The sequence below is a fragment of the Rugosimonospora acidiphila genome, from assembly GCF_039543385.1.
In the GTDB taxonomy this organism is placed as follows: Bacteria; Actinomycetota; Actinomycetes; order Mycobacteriales; family Micromonosporaceae; genus Rugosimonospora; species Rugosimonospora acidiphila.
Genome location: NZ_BAABJQ010000004.1, coordinates 19,244 through 39,953, shown reverse-complemented (window position 1 = coordinate 39,953; position 20,710 = coordinate 19,244). Strand labels below are relative to the sequence as shown.

The 20,710-nt window shown below is 72.1% G+C and carries 19 protein-coding genes; 8 read left to right on the top strand and 11 right to left on the bottom strand.

The genetic code is table 11. The annotated features are described in order from the left end of the window. The first annotated feature begins 35 nt into the window (after positions 1-35). Positions 36-1,034 carry a glycosyltransferase family 2 protein gene (locus tag ABEA87_RS07865; RefSeq protein ID WP_345627456.1) on the top strand — a complete coding sequence of 333 codons (999 nt, stop codon included), beginning with the start codon at positions 36-38 and terminating at the stop codon, positions 1,032-1,034. 101 nt (positions 1,035-1,135) lie between these two features. Continuing rightward, complete coding sequence (locus tag ABEA87_RS07860) at positions 1,136-2,470, top strand: hypothetical protein (RefSeq protein ID WP_345627454.1); 1,335 nt, start codon at positions 1,136-1,138, stop codon at positions 2,468-2,470. 134 nt (positions 2,471-2,604) lie between these two features. Here the strand turns inward: ABEA87_RS07860 and ABEA87_RS07855 are convergent, their stop codons facing one another. Then, entirely contained in the window at positions 2,605-3,636 is a 1,032-nt protein-coding gene (locus ABEA87_RS07855; protein WP_345627452.1) for a glycoside hydrolase family 26 protein, read from the bottom strand. A 40-nt stretch (positions 3,637-3,676) separates the two neighbouring features. Continuing rightward, on the bottom strand, positions 3,677-4,438 hold the full coding sequence (locus ABEA87_RS07850; protein WP_345627451.1) for a polysaccharide deacetylase family protein: 762 nt from the start codon (positions 4,436-4,438) through the stop codon (positions 3,677-3,679). A gap of 413 nt (positions 4,439-4,851) precedes the next feature. Between ABEA87_RS07850 and dpgA the strand changes: the two genes are divergently transcribed. Continuing rightward, a complete protein-coding gene (dpgA, locus tag ABEA87_RS07845; RefSeq protein WP_345627449.1) occupies positions 4,852-5,901 on the top strand; it encodes a 3,5-dihydroxyphenylacetyl-CoA synthase DpgA in 1,050 nt (349 codons plus the stop codon). Between the two features lie 70 nt (positions 5,902-5,971). Then, entirely contained in the window at positions 5,972-6,664 is a 693-nt protein-coding gene (gene dpgB, locus ABEA87_RS07840) for an enoyl-CoA-hydratase DpgB (protein ID WP_345627447.1), read from the top strand. A gap of 65 nt (positions 6,665-6,729) precedes the next feature. Here the strand turns inward: dpgB and ABEA87_RS07835 are convergent, their stop codons facing one another. From ABEA87_RS07835 to ABEA87_RS07815, 5 genes are all read right to left on the bottom strand, one after another. After that, positions 6,730-8,232 carry a cellulase family glycosylhydrolase gene (locus tag ABEA87_RS07835; RefSeq protein WP_345627446.1) on the bottom strand — a complete coding sequence of 501 codons (1,503 nt, stop codon included), beginning with the start codon at positions 8,230-8,232 and terminating at the stop codon, positions 6,730-6,732. 172 nt (positions 8,233-8,404) lie between these two features. Next, positions 8,405-9,208, bottom strand: coding sequence for a hypothetical protein (locus ABEA87_RS07830; RefSeq protein WP_345627444.1), 804 nt, complete (start codon positions 9,206-9,208; stop codon positions 8,405-8,407). 88 nt (positions 9,209-9,296) lie between these two features. Then, a complete protein-coding gene (locus ABEA87_RS07825; protein WP_345627443.1) occupies positions 9,297-10,280 on the bottom strand; it encodes a hypothetical protein in 984 nt (327 codons plus the stop codon). Positions 10,281-10,376: 96 nt separating this feature from the next. Beyond that, a complete protein-coding gene (locus ABEA87_RS07820; RefSeq protein ID WP_425570812.1) occupies positions 10,377-10,868 on the bottom strand; it encodes an NUDIX hydrolase in 492 nt (163 codons plus the stop codon). A 145-nt stretch (positions 10,869-11,013) separates the two neighbouring features. Beyond that, positions 11,014-11,268: a hypothetical protein gene (locus tag ABEA87_RS07815; RefSeq protein ID WP_345627440.1), complete on the bottom strand. Its 255-nt coding sequence runs from the start codon at positions 11,266-11,268 to the stop codon at positions 11,014-11,016. A 142-nt stretch (positions 11,269-11,410) separates the two neighbouring features. Between ABEA87_RS07815 and ABEA87_RS07810 the strand changes: the two genes are divergently transcribed. Continuing rightward, the gene (locus ABEA87_RS07810; protein WP_345627438.1) at positions 11,411-11,653 is read left to right on the top strand and encodes a hypothetical protein; all 243 of its coding nucleotides are present in this window, start codon (positions 11,411-11,413) and stop codon (positions 11,651-11,653) included. A gap of 5 nt (positions 11,654-11,658) precedes the next feature. Here the strand turns inward: ABEA87_RS07810 and ABEA87_RS07805 are convergent, their stop codons facing one another. The 4 genes from ABEA87_RS07805 to bioB all read right to left on the bottom strand — a co-directional run bounded on the left by ABEA87_RS07805 (position 11,659) and on the right by bioB (position 15,364). Beyond that, positions 11,659-13,206 carry an aldehyde dehydrogenase family protein gene (locus tag ABEA87_RS07805; protein ID WP_345627436.1) on the bottom strand — a complete coding sequence of 516 codons (1,548 nt, stop codon included), beginning with the start codon at positions 13,204-13,206 and terminating at the stop codon, positions 11,659-11,661. A 261-nt stretch (positions 13,207-13,467) separates the two neighbouring features. Further along, positions 13,468-14,031: a DJ-1/PfpI family protein gene (locus ABEA87_RS07800; RefSeq protein ID WP_345627434.1), complete on the bottom strand. Its 564-nt coding sequence runs from the start codon at positions 14,029-14,031 to the stop codon at positions 13,468-13,470. A gap of 86 nt (positions 14,032-14,117) precedes the next feature. Further along, positions 14,118-14,330 (bottom strand): biotin synthase auxiliary protein BsaP, encoded by a 213-nt coding sequence (bsaP, locus tag ABEA87_RS07795; protein ID WP_345627432.1) that lies wholly within the window; start codon positions 14,328-14,330, stop codon positions 14,118-14,120. After that, the gene (gene bioB / locus ABEA87_RS07790) at positions 14,327-15,364 is read right to left on the bottom strand and encodes a biotin synthase BioB (protein WP_345627430.1); all 1,038 of its coding nucleotides are present in this window, start codon (positions 15,362-15,364) and stop codon (positions 14,327-14,329) included. The genes bsaP and bioB overlap by 4 nt, the downstream gene beginning before the upstream one ends. 75 nt (positions 15,365-15,439) lie before the next feature. On the opposite strand from bioB, the gene ABEA87_RS07785 reads away from it, so the two are divergent. The 3 genes from ABEA87_RS07785 (at position 15,440) to ABEA87_RS07775 (ending at position 20,628) form a co-directional block, all read left to right on the top strand. Continuing rightward, complete coding sequence (locus ABEA87_RS07785) at positions 15,440-16,720, top strand: 8-amino-7-oxononanoate synthase (protein WP_345627428.1); 1,281 nt, start codon at positions 15,440-15,442, stop codon at positions 16,718-16,720. Beyond that, complete coding sequence (gene bioD, locus ABEA87_RS07780) at positions 16,708-17,463, top strand: dethiobiotin synthase (protein WP_345627426.1); 756 nt, start codon at positions 16,708-16,710, stop codon at positions 17,461-17,463. Before ABEA87_RS07785 ends, bioD begins: the two co-directional genes overlap by 13 nt. Before the next feature lie 360 nt (positions 17,464-17,823). Beyond that, on the top strand, positions 17,824-20,628 hold the full coding sequence (locus ABEA87_RS07775) for a sensor histidine kinase (RefSeq protein WP_345627424.1): 2,805 nt from the start codon (positions 17,824-17,826) through the stop codon (positions 20,626-20,628). Positions 20,629-20,710 lie beyond the last annotated feature (82 nt).

Below are 20,710 nucleotides of genomic sequence, written 5' to 3'. Positions count from 1 at the left end.
CTATGTTTCGTCACCGGCTCCAGGTCGAGGAGCCGATGAGTCTCCCATCCGTGTCAGCGGTCATCGTCACCTACAACCGCCGGGACAGGCTCGCCGAGACGGTCGCCGCGGTGGCCCGGGACGCGTACGCGACGGAGATCGTGGTCGTCGTGGACGGCTCGTACGACGGCTCCTACGAACTGCTCAGCGAGTTGGCGGCAGCGGATCCGCGGATCCGTCCGGTCTGGCAGGACAACGCCGGGGACGCCGCCGCCCGGCAGGCCGGGGTGGAGCACGCGACCGGCGAGGTGGTGCTGATCCTGGACGACGACGTGCTGGCCGGACCCGGTCTCGCCGAAAAGCACGCCCGGGTGCACGCCGGTACGCCGAGTGCGGTGGTGCTCGGGTATATGCCGGTGCGCCGGTCACCGGCACGCCGCCCGGGTGGCTTCGCGAGCCACCTGTACGCCGACGAGTACGAGGCGCAGTGCCGCCGGTACGAGGCCGACCGGTCGACGATCCTGCGCAGCCTGTGGACCGGGAACGTGTCGCTGCGGCGGTCGGACGCGCTACGGATCGGGTTCCGAACCGACGGCCGGCGCCTGGGGTACCACAGCGATCAGGCGTTCGGCCTGCGCTGCCTGCGCGCCGGGCTGGTCGGCGTCTTCGACCGCACCTTGCGGGCGGAGCACCTGCACGAGCGTGACCTGGACGCGTTCGTCCGGCAGTCGAGGCTGCGCGGACAGGATCGCCGGGCGCTCGAGGAACTGTTCGGAGACCTGATCTCGCCGGGGGAGCTGGACGACCCGCTGTCGCCGGCGGTGCGCGCCGCGGTCGCCCTGGCCGCGGCGCGGGGGATGCGCCGGATGACGGTGCCGGCCCTGCTGTGGTCGGTCCGGAACGCCGGGCGGGCCAGGCTGTGGCGGCTGGAGTCGGCGTCCGCCCGGTGCCTGCGCCAGATCGAGCTGCACCGGGGCTACCGCGAGTACCGGGCGGAGCCGCCCGAGGCACGGCCGGCCGGTGTCGCCGAGTACGCGTCCACGGGGTACCGGTAGGGTCGGCTGCTTATCGGGTAGCCGATGAGCATCGGGGTTGCCGATGAGTATCGGGGTTGCCGATGAGTATCGGGGTTGCCGACGAGAGGAGTGTCGGGGGCGTGCCTGGCCGGCGGATGTCGTTGCGCGATGGTGAGTGGCTGTCCTGCGATCACATCCGGGTGGTGGGGCCCCTGGCCGGGGTGACCGCACCGGTGATCCGCGAGACGCTGATCGCCCTGCACCGGCAGCACCCGGAGCACGGCAGCGTCTGTCGCCTCGACCGGGCCTCGCGTCGATGGGTACCGCAGTCCAGCGCCGAGTACGCCTACCTGACGAACACCGATGTCGAGGTGCTGGACTGGCCCGAGCCCGGTACGCCGGAGGCCGTGGCGGTGGCGGCCGCGCGGGCGGCCGGGGAGCGCGTCGGTACGGCGCCGCACGAGGTGGCCACCGCCGAGGCGCTGCGCGAGGCGCTGATCGCGCTGGAACTCGGTGACCGGCCGCTGAAGGTACTGGTCTGCGGCGACTTCGTGGGCATCCGGATGAGCCACGCGATCGGCGACGGCCAGGTCTTCAACTCACTCGCGACCGAAATCTTCGGCGCCGGGGCGGCGGGCCGTGCGCCACGCCTGCCGTTCCCGCGGCCCACCCGGTTGCCGCTGGCCCGGGCGTCGTTGCGCTTCTTCGGCCGCGCCCCGCGCCGGGCGCTGACCCTGCTGAGGACGCCGCGGCCGGTGTTGCCGCAGCCGGCCGGAAACGAGCCGCGCCGCGCGTGGCAGCCGGAGGTGTGCGCCACCTACGCCCGCTCGGACACCGGGACGCTCGGCGCGGTGCGGAAGTGGCGGGACGCCCACCTGCCCGGTACGTCGATCGCGGCGCTGCTGTTCGCCGCGACCACTCCCGCGTTCGAGGCGTGCGGGCTGCGGCCGGACGGCGCGGGCCTGATGATTTTGTTCGACGCCCGCCGGTACCTGGGCCGGGGTGCGACCGTCGATGGCAACTTCTCGCCGGGGGAGTATCTGGTGCCGGCCAGCACGCTGGACCCCCAGGCGATCCATGGCGTGATGAACGCGATGGTCGAGTCCGGGTGGCCGCTGGCCAGCCTCGCGCTGCGCGACGTGTACGCGCTGCGGCCCGGCGCCCGTCACGTGCCGGGGCCGACGCGGGTACGCGTGCAGTCCAGCCCCGCGCTGACGCTGACCCACATCGGCCGGCTCGACGAGCGCTACGGCGGGCTGCCGTGGGCCTGTGTGCCGGAGAATCGCATGGTGCTCAGCGCGCCGACGCCGGCCGGTCCGGAGGCGGTGACGGTCACCTTCGCCGAGTTGGCCGGCGTGCTGCACCTGAACCTGACGTTCCACCGCTCGACGTTCGACGAGAAGGCGATGCGCCGGGTCGCCGAGCTGATCTGTGCGGACCCGGTGGGCCTGATCGAGGAGCGCTCGCCCAGCTAGCCCCGGGGGAGCGCAGCCGGAGCCGGGTTGTGGTGGAGGCGAGCACCCCCAACGTAGCCCCGGGGGAGCGCAGCCGGAGCCGGGTTGTGGCGGAGGCGAGCACCCCCAACGTAGCCCCGGGGGAGCGCAGCCGGTCAGCCGGAGAAGTGCGGGTCGTCTGCGAGCGAGCGGTACGCCGACAGCGACGACGTCGAGCTGTCGATGCGCCAGTTCTTGCCGTTGTCGTGGTCGTTGTCGGTGTCGAACCAGACCAGGGCGCCGACCGGCGGGTTGGCCTTGATCCAGGACTCCAGGGCGCGGATCCAGTCGGCCTTGACCGTGCCGCCCCGCTCCAGCGCGCCGGTCTCGGCGATCATCACCGGCTTCCGGGCGCCGTACCTGCTGGTGATTCCGCTGAACAGCGAGGCCGGCGTCTCCCGGCCGGTGAAGTACCCGGAGACGGCCACCCAGTCGACGTAGTTGTCGCCCGGGTAGTAGTTGCTCATGTCGTTCCACGACGCCGCCGGGGCCGAGCCCGCGTTCGGCCCCCAGACCCAGGCCACGTTGGTCGCGTGGTGCGCCACGAAGATGTCGTGGATGTGGCGCCACGCCTTGATGAAGTTGCCCGGGTTCTTGCCGTTCTCCGCGCCGCCCCAGTCGTACCAGTTGCCGTTCATCTCCCACGCCCAGCGCAGGAACACCGGCGCCTTCAGCGCGGCCAGCGCGTCGGCCGCGCTGGCGATCAGAGCGTCCTGGGAGCCGTTGAGGATCGGCGCGTATTTGGTGCCGTCCCAGGAGATCATCAGAATGCTGCCCTCCGGCAGCCCGGCCAGCGACGTGGGCATCGGCTGCTGCCAGGAGTAGTACTCGTGGATGATCCGTTGCTGCCGGCCGAGCTGCTGCTGGCGCAGGGCCAGGCTCTGCTGCGTGGTCTTGCCCTTGAGGTCCAGGTACTCGCCGAGCATGACCTTTCCGGGTACCGGCTCGGGCTTCGTGGAGCCGTCCGGTGCCTGAGCCGACGGGCTGGCCGACGGCGTGGCGCTGGGCCGGGCTGTCGAGGTCGGTCCGACCCAGGCCGCCGAACTCTCCGTCGTGCTCCCCGCGCAGCCTACGAGCTGTGGGACGAGTGTCACGGCGAGTACCGTCGCCACCAGGACGCGCCGCAGCGACCGGTCTAAGCGCTTCACAAAGTCTCCAAGTGGCTCTCGGCCGGAACGGCTGCCCGACTCACGTCAGTTTCGCGTGGAAAACCCGAAGTGCAACACGCCGCGCCACTCGCCAGCCGGGTTGCGCGGCCCGCTTGAGCCCCGGCACCAGGCGCGATCCGCCGCCGCGTACCAGCTCCAGCAGGTCCTCGCCGGAATGGTCGGGCGTCGGCTGCAACCGGGATACCGCGAACCGGTCGGTGCCGTCGCGGTACAGCCGCCGGCCCACCTCGCACGCGTTGGTGTACCCGTACCGGGCGACCGTCGCGCGCACCGCCGCGCTGTTGTATCCGTGCGGATACGCGAACGACCGGATCGGCCGCGCCATGGCGTCGGCGAGCCGGACGTGGCTGTCGCGGATCTCCTGATCGAGCTGCGCGGTGGGCAGCACGTCGAGCGGGTGGTGAATCAGGCTGTGGTTGCCGATCTCGATGCCGGCACCGGCCACCTCGGCCAGTTGCGCCCAGTCCATGATCGGCCCGAGCGTCCCGGCCTGCGCGCCGAGCCAACCAGCCGGCTCGCCCATGTGCCCGACCGACATGTAGAGCGTCGCGCCGGCGCCCGCCTCGGCCAGCACCCCGACCGCGTGGTCGAGGAAGTCGACGTACCCGTCGTCGAAGGTGAGCGCCACCAGCGGGTCGGTGCACCCGCCGTCAAGCAGATCGAGGGCCTCGGAGAGGCCGACCAGCCGGTACCCGGCGCCGGACAGCGCCGCCAACTGTTCGCGCAGCAGCTCGGGCGGCACGCCGAAGACCCGCAGCGGACCCTCGCCGATGCTTGACACGGAGTGGTACATGAGCACCGCGAGGCTTCGCCCTGCCGATGGTTGCGGTTCTGCCACGTCAGCTCGTCCTCGTCCTCGTCTTCGCTGTGCTGGTCGTTGTGCCTCCCGGTGCCGCCGGTCGAGCCGAGGCCCGCGCCGCGACCGTTCCCGCACGGCAGCATACGAGCGGCAAGTATGAACCAACCGTGCGTCCGCCCGCGAATGGCCGCTCCGGGCGTTCGTTACGCCGCCCGGCTCTCGCTGCCCCAGCCGATCGGCCGGTCGCCCGCGCTGTATCGTCGGCTATCGTATGAACGCTGCGGGGTCCTCCCGACAAACGGGGCCGGTCGGGGGCGGGCGCGAAGAACTTGATCTGGTGATGCGGCTTCGTGTCTCGGCGACGGGAGTATGCAGTGGTGCCAGCGGGAGCGGTCATGCGACCGCGAATCAACGGAATCGGCACCGCCAACCCGAAGACCGCGTACAGCCAGAGTGAGCTTCTCGAGCGGTACGGGATGACCGACCCGAGAATTGCTTCCATCTTCGAGAACAGTCACATCGACCAGCGTCATCTTCTCCTGCCCGATCTGGACGATGATGGCAATCCGGTGGACGAGAGCCAGGGACAGCTGCTGGTCAAGCACCGCTCGCACGGCATCGAGCTGGCCGCCGAGGCGCTGCGCCGCTGCCTGGAGGACGCCGGCGCCGAGGTCGACGACATCGACTACCTGTGCTGCGTGACGTCGACCGGGTTCCTCACTCCCGGGTTCAGCGCGTTGCTCATCAACGAGTTGGGCATCCCGCGAGACTGCCACCGCGCCGATGTCGTGGGCATGGGCTGCAACGCCGGGCTCAACGGGCTCAACGCGGTGACGTCCTGGGCGCAGTCCAACCCGGGCCGGCTGGCCATCATGATCTGCGTGGAGGTCTGCTCCGCCGCGTACGTATTCGACGGCACCATGCGTACCGCCGTGGTCAACAGCCTGTTCGGTGACGGCGCCGCCGCGGTCGCGTTGACGGCGGACTCCCCGCGGCCCGGGCAGGGCCCGGCCGTCCTGAAGTTCGCCAGTCGCCTGATTCCCGAGGCGATGGACGCCATGCGCTACGACTGGGATGACGATCAGCACAAGTTCAGCTTCTACGTCGACCGGGACGTGCCCTACGTCGTGGGCGCCCACGCCGAAGAGGTGCTCGCCGCGCTGCTGGACGGCACCGGCGTGCGCCGCAGCGACGTGGCTCACTGGATAGTCCACTCGGGTGGCAAGAAGGTCATCGACTCGGTGCGGGTGAACCTTGGACTCACCGCGTACGATCTGCGGCACACCGAATCGGTGCTGCGCAACTACGGGAACCTCTCGAGCGGCTCGTTCCTGTTCTCGTACCGTCAGCTGGTCGAGGAGGGGCGGATCGCCCCCGGTGACCACTGCGTGTTCATGACGATGGGTCCGGGCTCGACCATCGAGATGGCACTGCTGCGGTGGTAGCGCGGTCGCGGGTCGCGTGTGCGAGCCCCGCGACAGGAAGTCCGGATGGTTTTTCAAGAGAGGCGTCCCGGTGTCGAGTTTCTCCGATCTGACCGATGTCCACCTGCGGGTCGAGGGCGGTACGGCGCTGTCCAAGGCGCTGATCACCCAGGTCAACGAGGTGTGTGATCGGGTCGAGGAGGACGAACGCAAGGGGCTCACCCTGCTCGTGCACATCGACGGCGCGGGGTCGGGCGAGGCCGAGCCGTGGCCGCACGAGACCCCCATCCACCTGGTGAACCAGTGGGAGCGGGCGCTGCGGCGGCTGGAGCGGCTGCCCGTGCTGGTACCCGTGGTGGCGGGCGGGGTGTGCCGCGGACCCGCCTTCGACCTGCTGCTCGCCAGCGACTACCGGGTGGCCGCCGAGGACCTGACCCTGGAGCTGGTCGATGTGGCCGGCAGCGCCTGGCCGGGCATGGCGCTGTACCGGTTGGGACAGCAACTCGGGGTGGCCGCCGCGCGGCGCATGCTGGTGCTGCGGGCTCCGCTGTCGGCCGCCGAGGCGGCCCGCGTCGGGCTGGTCGACGAGGTCGCGCAGGAGCCGGCGGCACGGGTACGAGAGGTCCTCGCCTCGGCCGGCGGCGTGCACGGCAGGGAGCTGGCCATCCGCCGGCAGCTGCTGTTCGAGGCCGCCACCACCAGCTTCGAGGACGCGCTCGGCACGCACCTGGCCGCCTGCGACCGGGCGCTGCGCCGCTCGCGCGGCGAGGGCGTCGCCCACTGACCCATGGCCAGCACCCGCGGCGGGGCTGCCCGCACCGGGGCTGCCCGCGGCGGGGCCATGAGCGCTCACCGGCTTCGGAGGTGGTCGCGCACTCCCTGGCCGTACGGCGTCGGCGTGCCGGACCAGTCGCTGATCAGGGCCGGCCCGTCGCCGCAGCCCCAGGTGTTCCACGTCCACGCCAGATAGCTGACGCCCTTGGCGTCCAGCCAGTTCATCAGCGGATCGACGAGGGCGGACGAGCAGTCCATCTCGCCGATCTCCGTGGTCACCACCGGTACCTGGGCGGCCACCGGTCCGACCTCCCGCTGCCAGCAGTCCGCCGTGGTGCAGGACCCGTCGTTGTACCAGTGCCACGCCGCCGCCAGGTTCCCGGTCGGGTCCTTTGGCCGGTGCGCCAGCCACCCTGTCAGGTCCCTGGAGTAGCTGTTCGGACTGACCAGCGTCACGTTCCTGGCGCCGGTCGAGCGCACCGCGTCGACGAGCTGCTGCATGCCGGCGACCGGGTAGCCCAGCCCGTGGCAGGCGGAGCCGCCGGACAGCCAGCAGTCCCAGGACTGGCCGCGCGACATGGTTGAGGTGTCGCTCGGGTACGGCTCGTTGAACAGGTCGAAGACCACCGACTGGTCGTCACGGAAGGTCTGCGCGACCGATCGCCAGAACGTGACCGCGTTGGTGTCCGGCATGGGCTTCTGGCACTTCGCCGCCGCGCTGGCGCACTGGCTTCCGTCCCCGGTGAAGCTGCCATCGGTCCAGTGCAGGTCCAGGATCGGCACCAGCCCGTGTGCCTCCAGCGAGCCGACCAGTGCCGCGACGGCGGCCCGGTACCGGGCCCCGGAGTAGCGCGGGTCGAGCGAGCCCAGGCTCAGCCAGCAGTCCTCGTTCAGCGGCACCCGTACCGCCTTCGCGTTCCACGATCCGATGGCGGCCAGCGCGGCGTCGTTCACCGGCCCGTCCCAGATGCCGTGGCCGTCCACGCACATGTACTCGCCGCCGGACCGGTTCACGCCGATCAAACTGGTCGGGTGGCCGGCCGCGTCGACGATCTGGTTGCCGGACACGTGCAGGGCCGGTGTGCGCGGGTCCGCCGCCGGCGCGGTGGCGTCCGAGTCGACCTTCAGCGAGCAGACCACGCCGTCGAGGGTGAACCTGGCGGGTGCCGCGCCGACCGGCCCGACGCCGTCGAATCCGGCGGTCACCGAGGCGTGCGGCGCCAGGTCCGTGCCGGCGACCGCGGCGGTCACATGGGTACCGGTCTGGGTCCACGTCGCGCTCCAGCCGGAGGCCAGGCGCTGGTCGGTGCCGGCGAAGTCGAACCCGACGGTCCAGCCGCGCAGCCGGCCGCCCAGGTTGGTCACGTTCACGTCGGCGGTGAAGCCGGCGGGCTGCGCCCGCACCACGTACTGGATCTGGCACGCGGCCGGCGACGACACGACCGCGGCCGGCGGGTCGCCCCCGCTGCTCGTGCAGCCGGCCACGGCCAGCAGCGCCACCGCCGAGACGGCGAGCCGCGTTAGCCACCGGGCCGGGCGACGTCTACGCCGGCCGACCAGTCGTGCTTCCCCCGCCATGGTCGAAGTCTCGCGCGGCAACCTCAACAAGACCTAACGGCCCCCGTGTCACCACTGTCACGCCAGGCGACTGTCACGTCAGGCGACCGTCGGGTGGGCGACTGTCGGGGCGGGAGGGCGGTCGGTCGGTCGGGCGGGCGTCTCGGCCCGAGCCGAGACGCCCGGTCCGCGACTACTCGCCCTTGGCGGCCTGCACCCGGCTGATCAGATCGTGCAGCGGCTTGGTGCCGGTACCGACCACCAGACCGGTGATCAGCGCGTCGACCCAGGTCGGGATCTGCGACACCCAGCCCTTCTCGGCGATCATGTGCAGCAGGTAGAAGCCGCCGGCCGCCGACACCAGCGCGGCCACGCCGGTCGCCAGGCCCCACATCAGTACCGCACGGTTGGCCAGCGCGCGGTCGAGCCTCGCCCGGGCCGCCGCGACGTCCTTCAGCGTGATCGCCGGGTCCAGGTTGGTCAGCGCGGCGACGGTGCTCTCGTACTCGGCCCGGGCGCGGGCACCCGGCAGCAGGTTGGAGAACGGTTCCAGCAGCCGCTCCACCGCGCCGGCGAACACGATGATCGCGGCGTACGCGGAGACCTGGTTGCCGATCTCGAACGGCTCAACGTGGCTGCCCCAGCGATGCACCACATAGCCGGCGGCGGTGCCGATCGCGGCGAACACGAACGCGCCGAAGATGCTGCCGATCGACGCGCCCTTCGAGGCGACCGCCGCCGCCTCGGCGTCGGCGGCCCAGGCCGTCGTGGAGGCGCGTCCGGCGGTCGCTGTCGGGGCGCGTCCGGCGGCCAGTGAGGGCAGCGGGAGCGCGGCCTGCGCGCCGCCATTCGCGGGCAGCCTCACCGTGGGCTCCGCGCCGACGCTGTGGGTGGATGGGTGTTCCAGCGTGCCGACCGCGCTGGGACCTTCGTCGACACTCGACTCGCCCGCATACCCCGGCAGTCCGAGGAGTGCGGACCGACGTACCAGTGCCATGACTCACCTCAGTCTCGATGGACGTCGAAAACGTCGCAGACGATACGTGAGCTGTGGTACGCCGTTCGATCGGGTTGTGTTGGTAGCTCTACGGATCGGTAACTTTCTGCTTCACCGTCGAGTCCCGGCGGGCGCCGTCGAGCGTCGGCCGCCAGCCTGCGGAGGACAGCGCGGCCCGCACCTGCGCCGCCACCTCGCCCGGCCGTTCGCGGACCACCCAGGCGGGAAACCTGAGCACCCGATCGCCCGGGATCCACAGGTCGTTCTGCCGCCGCATGTCGGCCCACCAGGCCGTAGCGTCGGTGTGCTGCCCGCCGTCGACCTCGACGTGCACGCCCCAGGGCTCGTGAACGGCGTCCAGGTACCGTCGGCGCCCGGCCCGATCGGTGCGCTCGACCTGCCGGCTCGGCGGCGGCAACCGGTACCGGCGGCACAGCCGCAGGTAGTCGACCTCCGCTATCGAGTGCGACCCACCGGACGCGTCGGCGGCGGTCCGGGCGATCAGGCGACGCCGGCGCGCGGTCGGCAACCGGGCGAGCAGCTCCGGGACCTCGGAGCCGAAGACCAGCCGCTGCTGGTAACCGGCGGCGATGATGGCCCGCGCCCGGTCATCGTCGGGCGCCCACTGCGCGGCGTCCACCAGGGCGCGCACGTGCCGGCTGATCGGCGGTCGGGCCGCGACGACATCCGGGTCGCCCAGGACCCGGCTGCGATGCACGATCACCCCCGGTGGGGGTCGGTCGGCCCGACGCCCCGCCGGCAGCAGGACGTGGACGTGGTCGGTCCGGTACCCGCGCAGCCCGTACCGGTTTGCTGCGGTCAGCCCGGCGAGGTAGGACCGCGGACCGGTCGCCAGTACCGCTATCCACTCCTCCTGTTCGACGGTGATCTCGCCGCTGTGCGCCAGGTAGACCGCGCGATGCACGTGCTGCCACCGGCCGGATCGGACCCGGTGCTCCAGCGCCTTCTCGGTGAGGTGCTCCAACGACTGCTGCCTGGTGACGACGCCGTTCTGCGCGAACAGCAGCCAGGCCAGCGGGTCGGCGTCGTCGACCGGAAGACGAGGGCTCACGAGCCGAATCCTGCGCCGGGGGTCTGACAGAACCGGCAGCCGCCGGCCTCGATGCCAGCGGCTCGCAGGTCCTGCCGGACGGCGCGGCCGATGCGGTCAGATCATGGTGGCAAACCCGCCCCCCGAGGGGGGATCCCCACCATGATCTGGGGGTGAACCGCCGCGCGGCCGCCATGCCGCGATCGACTTCTTGTACCCGTCCGGCATGCGCAGGTCGGCCACCTCGCCGGCGGTGAACAGCCCGACCTCCCTGTGCTCGCTGCTGACCACGGGTGGCGCTCCGCTGCTGGTGTGGCAGCCGTAGGTCAGGATCAGCACGTCCACCCCGTCACGGATGTGGTAATGCCACGCGTCGAGGACGGGGCCAACCGCGACCGTCCAGCCGACCTCTTCGGCGATCTCGCGCGCCAAGCAGCGCTGCGGGGCTTCGCCGAGTTCCAGCTTGCCGCCGGGGAGTTCCCATTCGTCGCGCTCATTGCGCAGCAAGAGGACCCGGCCGTCGCGGATGACGACGCCCTTGACGGAGACCGGGAACAACTGCGTCGAGTGGACCACGGCACGCGTCCTTCCGAACCGGCGACGACCGATTGCCCGGACCGTAGCAGGCCGATCGGGCGCGCAGGCGTCTGCTTCGGGGCCGGTGCCGTCAGATCATGGTGGCAAACCCGCCCCCCGAGGGGGGGATCGCCACCATGATCTGGACGTGAACCGCGGACTGGCGCGGGCGACATGCTCAGCTGTCCGCTTCGATGCCTGCCGCTCGCAGGATCTGGCGGACGCGCTCGCGGGAATACCCGGTTATCCGGATGATCTCGACCTGTGGCGTGCCGACCCGTGCCTCGGCGGCGATCGCCTCGGCCAGCCTCTCACGCGCCTGTGCACGGGCTTCGCGTGCGGCGTCCATCCGCGCCTGCGCCGCCTCCTGGGCCCGTCTCAACGCCGTCTCCGACGCGCGGTAGGCCTTGGCGGCATCATCGAGTTGGCCCATGTCGCAATGGTGACATGGGCCCTATTTTGCCCACTTCGATACGCAGACTTTGGCCAACAATGCTTGAGTCCAGGGCGAGGCATTGCGGAGCTTCGCCCCCTTCCCCCTGCTAGCTACCACGCTCTCTCGGAAGGGGACGACCATGACTTGTCCGCCGTGGTGCACGGCCGATCACCGATCGGGGCGCGAGCATGTCAGTGCCGAGCTTCATCACGCGGGCTTCGTCATCGAGCTGATTCAGTACTTCGATGCGCCTGAACCGGTCGTCGCCATCAACGAGGCCGGCGAGTGGACCGGGCGCGTCGCGGAGTTTCCGCTGTCGCTCGTCGGTCAACTGCCGGCCTTCGTCGTCACACTCGCACCGGACCCTCAGGCCGCCGCGTAATCGGCTCACACGTCCGGGGGCATCGCCGTCCAGTCGGGGAAGTTGCCGTACAGGCGCTCGTCCGGCTCGCCCATCGTCACCGCCTGTACCAGCAGGTCGCCGCCCACGAACGCGCCCTTCCACGACGCGCCCCGGCCGCCGAACGTCTCCTCGCGGTCGCCCCGGGAGCGCGGCTTGTTGATGCCCACCTTGAACGCCTGCAGGTCGGCGGCCAGCTTGCCGGCCAGCTCCGAGTCGTCGCAGGCGAGGCTGGCGACCAGCGCGCCGTTGGACGCGTTCATCGCGGCCAGCAGCTCCTCCTCGGTGTCCACCACCACGATGGTGTCGACCGGGCCGAACGGCTCGGCGTGCATCAGCCGGGACCGGCCCTGCGGGGCGAGCAGCGCGGTCGGCGCGACGTAGGCGCCGGTGTCCTGACCGTCGAGGAAGCCGGCCGAGTCGGCCAGCGTGCCCCGGTGCAGCGGGATCGCACCGTGCCTGATCGCCTCGTCCACCTTGCGGTGCAGCTCGTCGGCCTTGGCGGCGCTGATCAGCGGGCCGAAGTCCAGCTCGGGCAGGGCGTCGCCGTCGGCGTTGACGGCGAGCGGGTGGCCGAACTTGATCGACTTGACCACCGGCAGGTACACGTCGAGGAACTTGTCCATCAGGTCGCGCTGCACGACGAACCGGGGGTACGCGGTGCACCGCTGCTTGCCGTACTCGAAGCCCTTCTTCAGGTGCCCGGCCAGCAGGTCCCACTGGGAGAATTCCCAGACGCCCCAGGCGTTCAGGCCCTCCTGTTCGATCATGTGCCGCTTGTCCGTGTCGAGCAGCGCGGCGGCCACCTTGCCGCCGTTGGACCGGCCGCCGACGAACGCGACGGCGCCGATCTCCGGCGCCCGGACGAGCACCTCGGACAGCTCCTCGCCGCCGCCGGACAGCAGGGTGACCGGCAGCCCGGCGCGGCGCATGAGCGCGTGCGCGACGGTGAGGCAGACCGCACCGCCCTGGGACGGGGTCTTGGCGATCACCGCGTTGCCGGCCAGCAGCTGGACCAGTTCGGCGTGGACCAGCACGCTCATCGGGTAGTTCCAGCTGGCGATGTTGGAGACCGGGCCGCAGAGCGCGGTGCGGCCGGCGACCTGCCGCTCGATCTGTTCGGTGTACCACCGCACACCGGACAGGGCCCGATCCACGTCGGCGCAGGCCAGCCGCCACGGCTTGCCGATCTCCCAGACCAGCAGCATGGCCAGCAGGTCACGGTGCTCGGACAGCGCGTCGAGGGCCTCGATCACCTGCTCCCGGCGCTGCTCCAGTGGGGTGTTTGCCCATTTGTTGTGTTCGTCGGAGGCGGCGCGCACCGCGCGGGTGGCGGCCTCGGCGTCGAGCCGGGACAGCTTCGCGAGCGTGCTGCCGTCCAGCGGGGTGTGCAGCGCGGATGGGGTACCGATGTCCTGCCAGTCGCCCTCCATGAGGTTGCGTAGGCGGTCCTCGGTGAAGGCCTCGGGGGTGGCGGCGATGGCGCGCCGCAGGGTCTCGTCCCAGTCAGTGCCGGGAGCCAATCGCATGGTCATCGTCGTATCCTTTGGGAGTCCGGCGCGGGGGCGGCAGCGTCGATGGCACCGCTGGCTCAGCCGCAAATGTGCCGTTGCGCGACCCGATACCACAATGTGACCTACGTTACTTCGCGGCCCACCCCTACCCGCCTGATCAAGCGAATCTCCGCTGCTCAGCGCCGGTTAACCGCCCCGCTTCACGGTTATCCCCTATATTTCTTCGCGCAACCGGCGGCGGCGGACCGACATTGGCCAGGGTAGGGGTGGGTCCCGGGTGAGTCAGCTAACCGGCGCCTTGTCCCGCAGTACCCGCATGAACTCGCGCATCCAGGCCGGGTGGTCGGGCCAGGCGCGACCGGAGACCACTACTCCGTCGATGACGGCCTCACTGTCCCGGAATGTCGCACCGGCGGCCCGTACGTCGGGCTCCAGCGCCGGGTACGCCGCCGTGGTCCGCCCCTCGAGCACCCCGGCCGCGGCCAGCACCAACGGGCCGTGGCACAGGTCCGCGACGGGCTTGTCCAACTCGAAGAAGTGCCGCACGATGCGCTGCACGTCGGCGTCGTTGCGGATGTACTCGGGCGCCCGGCCGCCCGGAATGATCAGCGCTACATAGTCGTCCGGGTTGACGTCGGCGAACGCGAGATCAGCCGGCCAGGTGTAGCCGAGCTTCTCCGTGTATGTGTCGAATCCGTCCACGAAGTCGTGCACCACGAACTGGAGCTTGCGCTTGCTCGGCGCGGCGATGTGCACCTCGTACCCCTCTTCCAGCAGGCGCTGGTAGGGGTACATGACTTCGAGGGACTCGGCGGCGTCGCCGGTGAGGATGAGAACTTTGGCCATGGCGGTCTCCTTGGGGTCGGCATGGTCGACTTCCGCCCCCACGATCCCCCCGCGTCCGGCCTCGGGCAACAGGCCGTCGCCAACAGTCAGCCGCGTGCCTCGCCGTGCTCCACGCACTGCGCGCGCCATCCCGCCGGCAGCACCTGTACCTTCATCCGCCGCCGGCAGGTCGGGCAGTACCGGGGCGGCTCCAGAGCGCGGGCGGCCCGGCAGGCGGGGTGCGCGCCGCCCGCGAGCTCGCCGCCGCAGCGGTCGCAGTAGACGTCGGCGGCAGGATGCTCGATCGCGATCGGGTTCACAGCGTCGCCGACAGGGCCTTGACCGGCATCTTCAGCTCGTCGAGCAGCTCCAGATCGGAGCCGGGCGCGCGGCCGAGCGTGGTCAGGTAGTTGCCGACGATCATCGCGTTGATGCCCCCCAGCAGGCCGTCGCGGGTGCCCAGGTCGCCGAGCGTGATCTCGCGCCCACCCGCGTACCGCAGGATCGTGCGCGGCAGGGCGAGCCGGAACGCGGCGATGGCGCGCAGCGCGTCCTTGGCGTCGACCGGCTCGGCGTCGCTGAGCGGCGTGCCGGGCCGCGGGTTGAGGAAGTTCAGTGGCACCTCGTCCGGCTGGAGCGAGGCGAGCTGGGCGGCGAACTCGGCCCGCTGCTCGATGGTCTCGCCCAGGCCGAGGATGCCGCCGCAGCAGACCTCCATGCCCGAGTCGCGAACCATCCGCAGGGTGTCGAACCTCTCCTCCCAGGAGTGGGTGGTGACGATCCGCGGGAAGAACGACCGCGCCGTCTCGAGGTTGTGGTTGTACCGGTGTACGCCCATCCCGACCAGCTCATCCACCTGGTCCTGGCTGAGCATGCCGAGCGAGGCGGCGATCTGGATGTCGACCTCTGCCCGGATCGCCTTGACGCCCTCACGCAGCTGGTCCATGAGCCGCCGGTCCGGCCCGCGCACCGCGGCCACTATGCAGAACTCGGTGGCGCCGGTCGCGGCGGTCTGCTTGGCGGCCTCGACGAGCGCCGGGATGTCCAGCCACACCGCGCGCACCGGCGAGGTGAACAGTCCGGATTGGGAGCAAAAGTGGCAATCCTCGGGGCAGCCGCCGGTCTTGACCGACACGATGCCCTCGACCTCGACCTCCGGGCCGCACCAGCGCACCCGCACCTGGTGCGCGGCGGCGAGCGCCGCCGGCAGCTCCTCGTCGGGTAGCCGGAGGACGGCGAGGACGTCGGGCTCGGACAGGCCCACCCCGGTCTCGAGCACGGACGCGACGGCGGCGGCGAGCCCGGGATCGCTCAGGGCGAGTCCGGTACCGGTATCGGGAGGCGTCAGCGACATGGTCGTACTCTACAAGTCGCTCTTCACGCGCCCGACGAGCCGGTTTCGTCTGGCGGGGCGAACCGGGAGGTGGGGATGGGCTCCGGAGTGGGCGCGGGCTCCGGCGGCATGGCCGGTCCGGCCGCGAGCCCCCGCGGCGTTGCCGGTCCGGCCGCGAGTCCCCCCGGCGGGCCGGGCTCGCCCGCGGGCCGCGCCGGCGTCGGCGAGGCCGAGCAGGACCGTTCGCCGGCGGGCTGGCTGAGCGAACTCGACGACGAGGCGGCGCGCCGCCAGCGCGCGGGGCTGCGCCGAGAGTTGCGGCCGCGGGAGGCCGGCGACGACGCCGTGGACCTCGCCGGCAACGACTACCTCGGGCTGTCCCGGCACCCTCGGGTACTGGCCGCGGCGGCCGACGCGCTGACCCGGTACGGGCTGGGCGCGACCGGCTCGCGGCTGGTGCGCGGGTCGACGGCCGAACACGCCGAGCTGGAGGCCGGGCTCGCCGGGCTGTTCGGTAGCGAGGCGGCCCTGGTCTACTCGTCCGGGTACCTGGCCAACATGGGCGCGGTACGGGCGCTGGCCGGCCCCGGCACCCTGCTGCTGTCCGACGCGTACAACCACGCATCCATCGTGGACGGTTGCCGGAACTCGCGGGCCGAGGTCGTGGTGGTGCCGCACGCCGATGTCGCGGCGGTCGAGCGCACCCTCGCCGGCCGGGGCGGGCGCCCGGCGGTACTGGTGACGGAGTCGGTGTTCTCCGTCGACGGGGACCTGGCGCCGCTGGTCGAGCTGCACGCGGCCTGCCGACGGCACGGCGCCCTGCTGCTGGTGGACGACGCGCACGCGGTCGGGCTGCTGGGTCCGTCCGGGGCGGGCGCGGTGGCCGCCGCCGGGCTGGCCGGAGCGCCGGACGTGGTGGTGACCGCGACGCTGTCCAAGTCGTTCGGCGCGGCCGGCGGCGTGGTGGCCGGGCCCCGGGCGCTGGTGAGTAAGCTGGTGGACACCGGCCGTACCTTCATCTACGACACCGCGTTGCCCCCGGTGGTGGCCGCTGGCGCGCTGGCCGCGCTGGAGCTGATCCGGGACGGCGACGCGCTGCGGGCGGAGTCGGCCGAGCGCGCCGCGCTGGTCGGCAAGCGGCTGGTCGGCCACGACGTGTCCGAACCGGCCGCCGGGGTGGTCTCGGTCGCCGCGCCCGGGCCGGACGAGGCGGTCGCCTGGGCGCAGGCGTGCCGGGAGCGGGGCGTCGCGGTCGGTTGCTTCCGGCCACCGTCCACACCGGACGGTCGGTCCCGGCTCCGGCTCACCATCAATGTCGGGGTGCCGAGGGCGGCGTTCGAGGAGGCACTGAACGTGATCGCGGAGTGTGCGCCGTGACGGCGACCGTATGGGTGGTCAGCGGTACCGACACCGAGGTGGGCAAGACGGTGGTCACCTCCGCGATCGCGGCCGCCGCGTCCGTGGCCGGTCACCGGGTCGCCGTCATCAAGCCCGGGCAGAGCGGCATCGCGTCCGGCGAGCCCTCCGACGTCGACGTGGTGAACCGGCTCGCCGCGCCGGTCACCGCGCTCACCCTGGCCAACTACCCGGACGCGCTCGCGCCGCTGGCCGCCGCGGAGCAGGTGGGCGCCTCGCCGCTCGCGCTCGGCGACGTCATCGAGTCCGTCGAGCGGACGGCCGCGAACCACGACGTGGTGCTGATCGAGGGCTCGGGTGGGTTGCTGGTGCCGATGGGGGAGGGGCGCTGGACGGTCGCCGACCTGGCCCTGGCGCTGCGCTGCCCGACGGTGGTCGTGGCGCGTGCCGGCCTCGGTACTCTCAACCACACCGCGCTGACCCTTGAGGCACTGGAGCGCCGCTCGCTGATCGGGTACCCGGTGATCGGGGCCTGGCCGGGCACGCCCGAGCTGGTGCACTGGCGCAACCTCGCCGACCTGGCCGGCGAACTGGTCGGGGTGCTGCCCGAGGGGGCGGGCGCGATGGATCCGGCGCAGTTCCGTGCCGCGGCACGGTCCTGGCTCAGCCCGCTGCTGTACGGGCGGGCGGACCCGCAGCGACTGCGTACCGACGGGGTGACCGGCCCGCCGCCGGACTGGCCGGGGCCGGTGGCACTGCTCTAGCCGCCCGTCCCCTCCGACGCCCGTCCTGTCGCGAAGCCGACAGGAGATCGCCGCCCGCCCCGGCGCCGCGCTGGCCGCCCATGCCGATCGATCATGGTGCGTTCCTATCGGCTATGGTCGGCTCCCTGTCGGCGAGTGGCGAGCGGCTCCTCGCGGTTCGCAAAGCCCTGTTCACGCAAGCGTTTCAATGGGGGAAATCACTCCCTACCGACCGGTCAATGAGGACGTTCCGCGCGTTTCGCGGTGCAGCGTGAACGTACCAACGGCTTAGCCCCGTATGGTCCATCCGGCCAGCGGGCAGCGACCCGCAGGGGTTGCGGACCGGTGGGCCGGGAAGCAACCTTGCATGGGGTTCGCGACATGGTGGCCGACGGGGCAAGGGCACCAGCGGTTTTGGGGGGAGAGGTCGCCACGGAGGAGAACATCGGTGCCGGGGACACGCCGCGCGCCGGCCGTGGTCATCAGGTAGCCGGGCACACCCGCACGGGCGGCGTGCATTCGATCCGGCTGCGACTGATGCTGCCCATCGTGCTGGCCGCGATCGGGTTGTTGGGTCTCGGTACCGCACAGACCGATACCGCCGTCCACTCCGCGACCGCCGCCAAGCGCGGCGAGGCGGTCGCGAACACCGCCATCGTGACCCTGCGGTTGGAGACCGAGCTGGAGCAGGAGATCGCCGAGGCCGACCGGCTGCGGGCCCGGGGCGGTGACGGTGCCGCGCTGCTCACCGCGGCGGAGGGGCAGACTGACCTGGCGGTCAGCGACTTCCGCACGGTCAGCGGTAAGGCCCGTATGGCCGCCCCCAACCTGGCCGGGGTGCTGGGCGCGGCCACCGGGCAGCTGGCCACCCTCGACGCGGTACGCCGCCAGGTGCAGGAACTGAGCTCCAACGCGCTGTCCGGCAACCAGTACGACGAGATCCGGCAGGCGGTACTCGGCGTCGCCGACGCGCTACCCACCGCGCTGGCGGACGCCGACCTCGCCGCCACCGCACGGGCGGTCGCCGCCATCGCCTCTGTCGAGTATTACGGCGCGCAGCAGCGCGACCTGCTGCACCAGGTGTTCGAGCGCGGCAGCTTCCTGCCCGGGGAGCAGGCCCGGCTGGCCCAGTCGGTGGGCGCGCAGGACGAGCTGCTGGCCGAATTCAACCGCAACGCCACGGCACAGCAGCAGACGCTGTACAAACACGACTTCAGCGGGCCCGATGTCGTCACGGCGACGGCGATGCGCACGGCGGTGCTCCAGCCGACCCCCACGGCGGCGTCCCTGCACACGGACCCGGACGGCTGGTACATCACGCAGAGTAACCTGATTCGCCAGCTACACGCGGTACAGCTGAGCCTGTCGCACACGCTGGACCAGACCTCCCGCGAGCGGCAGGCGGCAGCGGCCAACCAGGCCATCATCACCAGCCTGGCCACCGCGGCGCTCATCGTCATCGCCTTCGGGGCGGCCCTGTTCTTCGCGGTGCGCACCAGCCGCCGGCTGCGCCGGCTGCGCCGCGCGGCGCTGACCGTGGCCGGCGTGGAGCTGCCCGGCACGATCACCTCGCTGACCGCCGCGCCGGACACCGAGGCGGTGCGCGGCGTGCTCAACACCTCCGCCGCCCGGGCCGACTCGCTGTCCATGGCCGGCAACGACGAGATCGGCGAGGTGGGCGCCGCACTGTCCACTGTGCACCGTCAGGCACTGCGGCTCGCCGCCGATCAGGCGCTGATGCGGCTGGACATCGCGGGGCTGTTCGTCGCCCTGTCCCGCCGCGGCCAGACGCTGGTCAACCGCCAGCTCCAGTTGATCGCGGACTTCGAGCGGGCGGAGACCGACCCGGACGCGCTGGGCCGGCTGTTCGCGTTGGACCACCTGGCCGCCCGGATGCGGCGTAACGACGAGAACCTGCTGGTCCTCGCCGGTGGCGAGCCGGGTGGCCGGGTGATGACGGCGGTACCGTTGATCGACGTGATCCGGGCGGCGTCGGCCGAGATCGAGGATTATCGCCGGGTCGAGCCGGTCGCGGTGGCCGACGTGGCGGTCGCCGCTACCGTGGTCCGCGACCTGATCCACCTGCTCGCCGAGCTGCTGGAAAACGCGACGCAGTTCTCGCCGCCGACCAGCCGGGTGCGGGTGTCCGCCCGCCGTACCGTCGACACGGTGACCATCACGGTCTTCGACGAGGGTATTGGGATGCCGCCGGCCCAGGTGGCCGAGCTCAACGGCCGGCTGAGTCGCACCACCATGCTCACTGCCGAGCTGGCCGGGACCATGGGCCTGCTGGTGGTGTCCCGGCTGGCGGCCCGCCACTCCGTCACCGTGGAGCTGCGCAGCGCGCCGGGCGGCGGCACGGCCGCGCTGGTGGCGCTGCCGATCGGCGTGCTGGCGCCGGTACCGTTATCCATCGGGCGCGCGGAGCAGGCGAGCGACCCGGCGCCGGCGGGCGCCGTCGCGCCGTATCCGGCCCGGGGCGCGCGGGAGGCCGCCGGGCAGCGGGTCACTCCGGCGGTGGGCGGCTTCGCGCCGGTCGTACCCGCCCCGGCCGCGTACGCCGCTCCGGCTCCGACCGTCCCCCCGGCCGTGGCCGGTACCCGCGCCGTCAGTGAAGGCCCGGCTTCGAATGGGGGCCCGGCTCATAGCGGCGGCATGGCTCACGGCGGCGGCCCGGCTCATAGCGGCGGCATGGCTCACGGCGGCGGCCCGGCCGTTAACGGTGGCCCGGCCTCGAATGGCGGCCCGGCTGGCTTCGCCGGCCCGACGGTCGCGGTTCCGGCCGCAGCGGTTCCGGCCGGTGCCGCGTACCCCGGGGCGCCCGTCGGGGCCTATCCGCCACCCGTACCGCAGTCGTACGTCGCGGGGCCCGGCGGCGGGGAGCGGTCGAACGGCGCGGTGGCAGCCGGAGCGGGCAGTAAGGGAGGCGCGGTGAACGGAGCAGGTGTTCAGGGAGCGGGGCCGGGCGGAGCCGGGTCGATGCCCACCATCGCGGTGGATCCGAGCCTCGGGCTGCCCCGGCGCCGGCCGGGCCGCCTGCTGGTACCCGGCCAGGTGAGCCGGCCACCCGCCCCCGCCGACGACCCCACCCGGCCGCCGGACCCCGACGCCATCCGCGCCCGGCTCAGCGGCCTGGCAAGCGGATTGGCGGCCGCCGCCCGGCACACCTCCCGGCCACCGTCCTGAACCCGGCCCAGCGCCCCCCTGGGGCCGCGGCGAGAGCCCCGCACCGGCAGACTTGGCCCGGGTTCCACCGGGCCTGACCGAT

What these genes read in the sequence shown, in the direction of transcription:
- ABEA87_RS07865 (WP_345627456.1), top strand. Translation starts at nt 36, where the DNA reads ATGAGTCTCCCATCCGTGTCAGCGGTCATCGTCACCTACAACCGCCGG.
- dpgA (WP_345627449.1), top strand. Translation starts at nt 4,852, where the DNA reads ATGCGACCGCGAATCAACGGAATCGGCACCGCCAACCCGAAGACCGCG.
- ABEA87_RS07835 (WP_345627446.1), bottom strand. Translation starts at nt 8,232, where the DNA reads ATGGCGGGGGAAGCACGACTGGTCGGCCGGCGTAGACGTCGCCCGGCC.
- ABEA87_RS07830 (WP_345627444.1), bottom strand. Translation starts at nt 9,208, where the DNA reads ATGGCACTGGTACGTCGGTCCGCACTCCTCGGACTGCCGGGGTATGCG.
- ABEA87_RS07815 (WP_345627440.1), bottom strand. Translation starts at nt 11,268, where the DNA reads ATGGGCCAACTCGATGATGCCGCCAAGGCCTACCGCGCGTCGGAGACG.
- ABEA87_RS07810 (WP_345627438.1), top strand. Translation starts at nt 11,411, where the DNA reads ATGACTTGTCCGCCGTGGTGCACGGCCGATCACCGATCGGGGCGCGAG.
- ABEA87_RS07805 (WP_345627436.1), bottom strand. Translation starts at nt 13,206, where the DNA reads ATGACCATGCGATTGGCTCCCGGCACTGACTGGGACGAGACCCTGCGG.
- ABEA87_RS07800 (WP_345627434.1), bottom strand. Translation starts at nt 14,031, where the DNA reads ATGGCCAAAGTTCTCATCCTCACCGGCGACGCCGCCGAGTCCCTCGAA.
- bioB (WP_345627430.1), bottom strand. Translation starts at nt 15,364, where the DNA reads ATGTCGCTGACGCCTCCCGATACCGGTACCGGACTCGCCCTGAGCGAT.
- ABEA87_RS07785 (WP_345627428.1), top strand. Translation starts at nt 15,440, where the DNA reads ATGGGCTCCGGAGTGGGCGCGGGCTCCGGCGGCATGGCCGGTCCGGCC.
- ABEA87_RS07775 (WP_345627424.1), top strand. Translation starts at nt 17,824, where the DNA reads ATGGTGGCCGACGGGGCAAGGGCACCAGCGGTTTTGGGGGGAGAGGTC.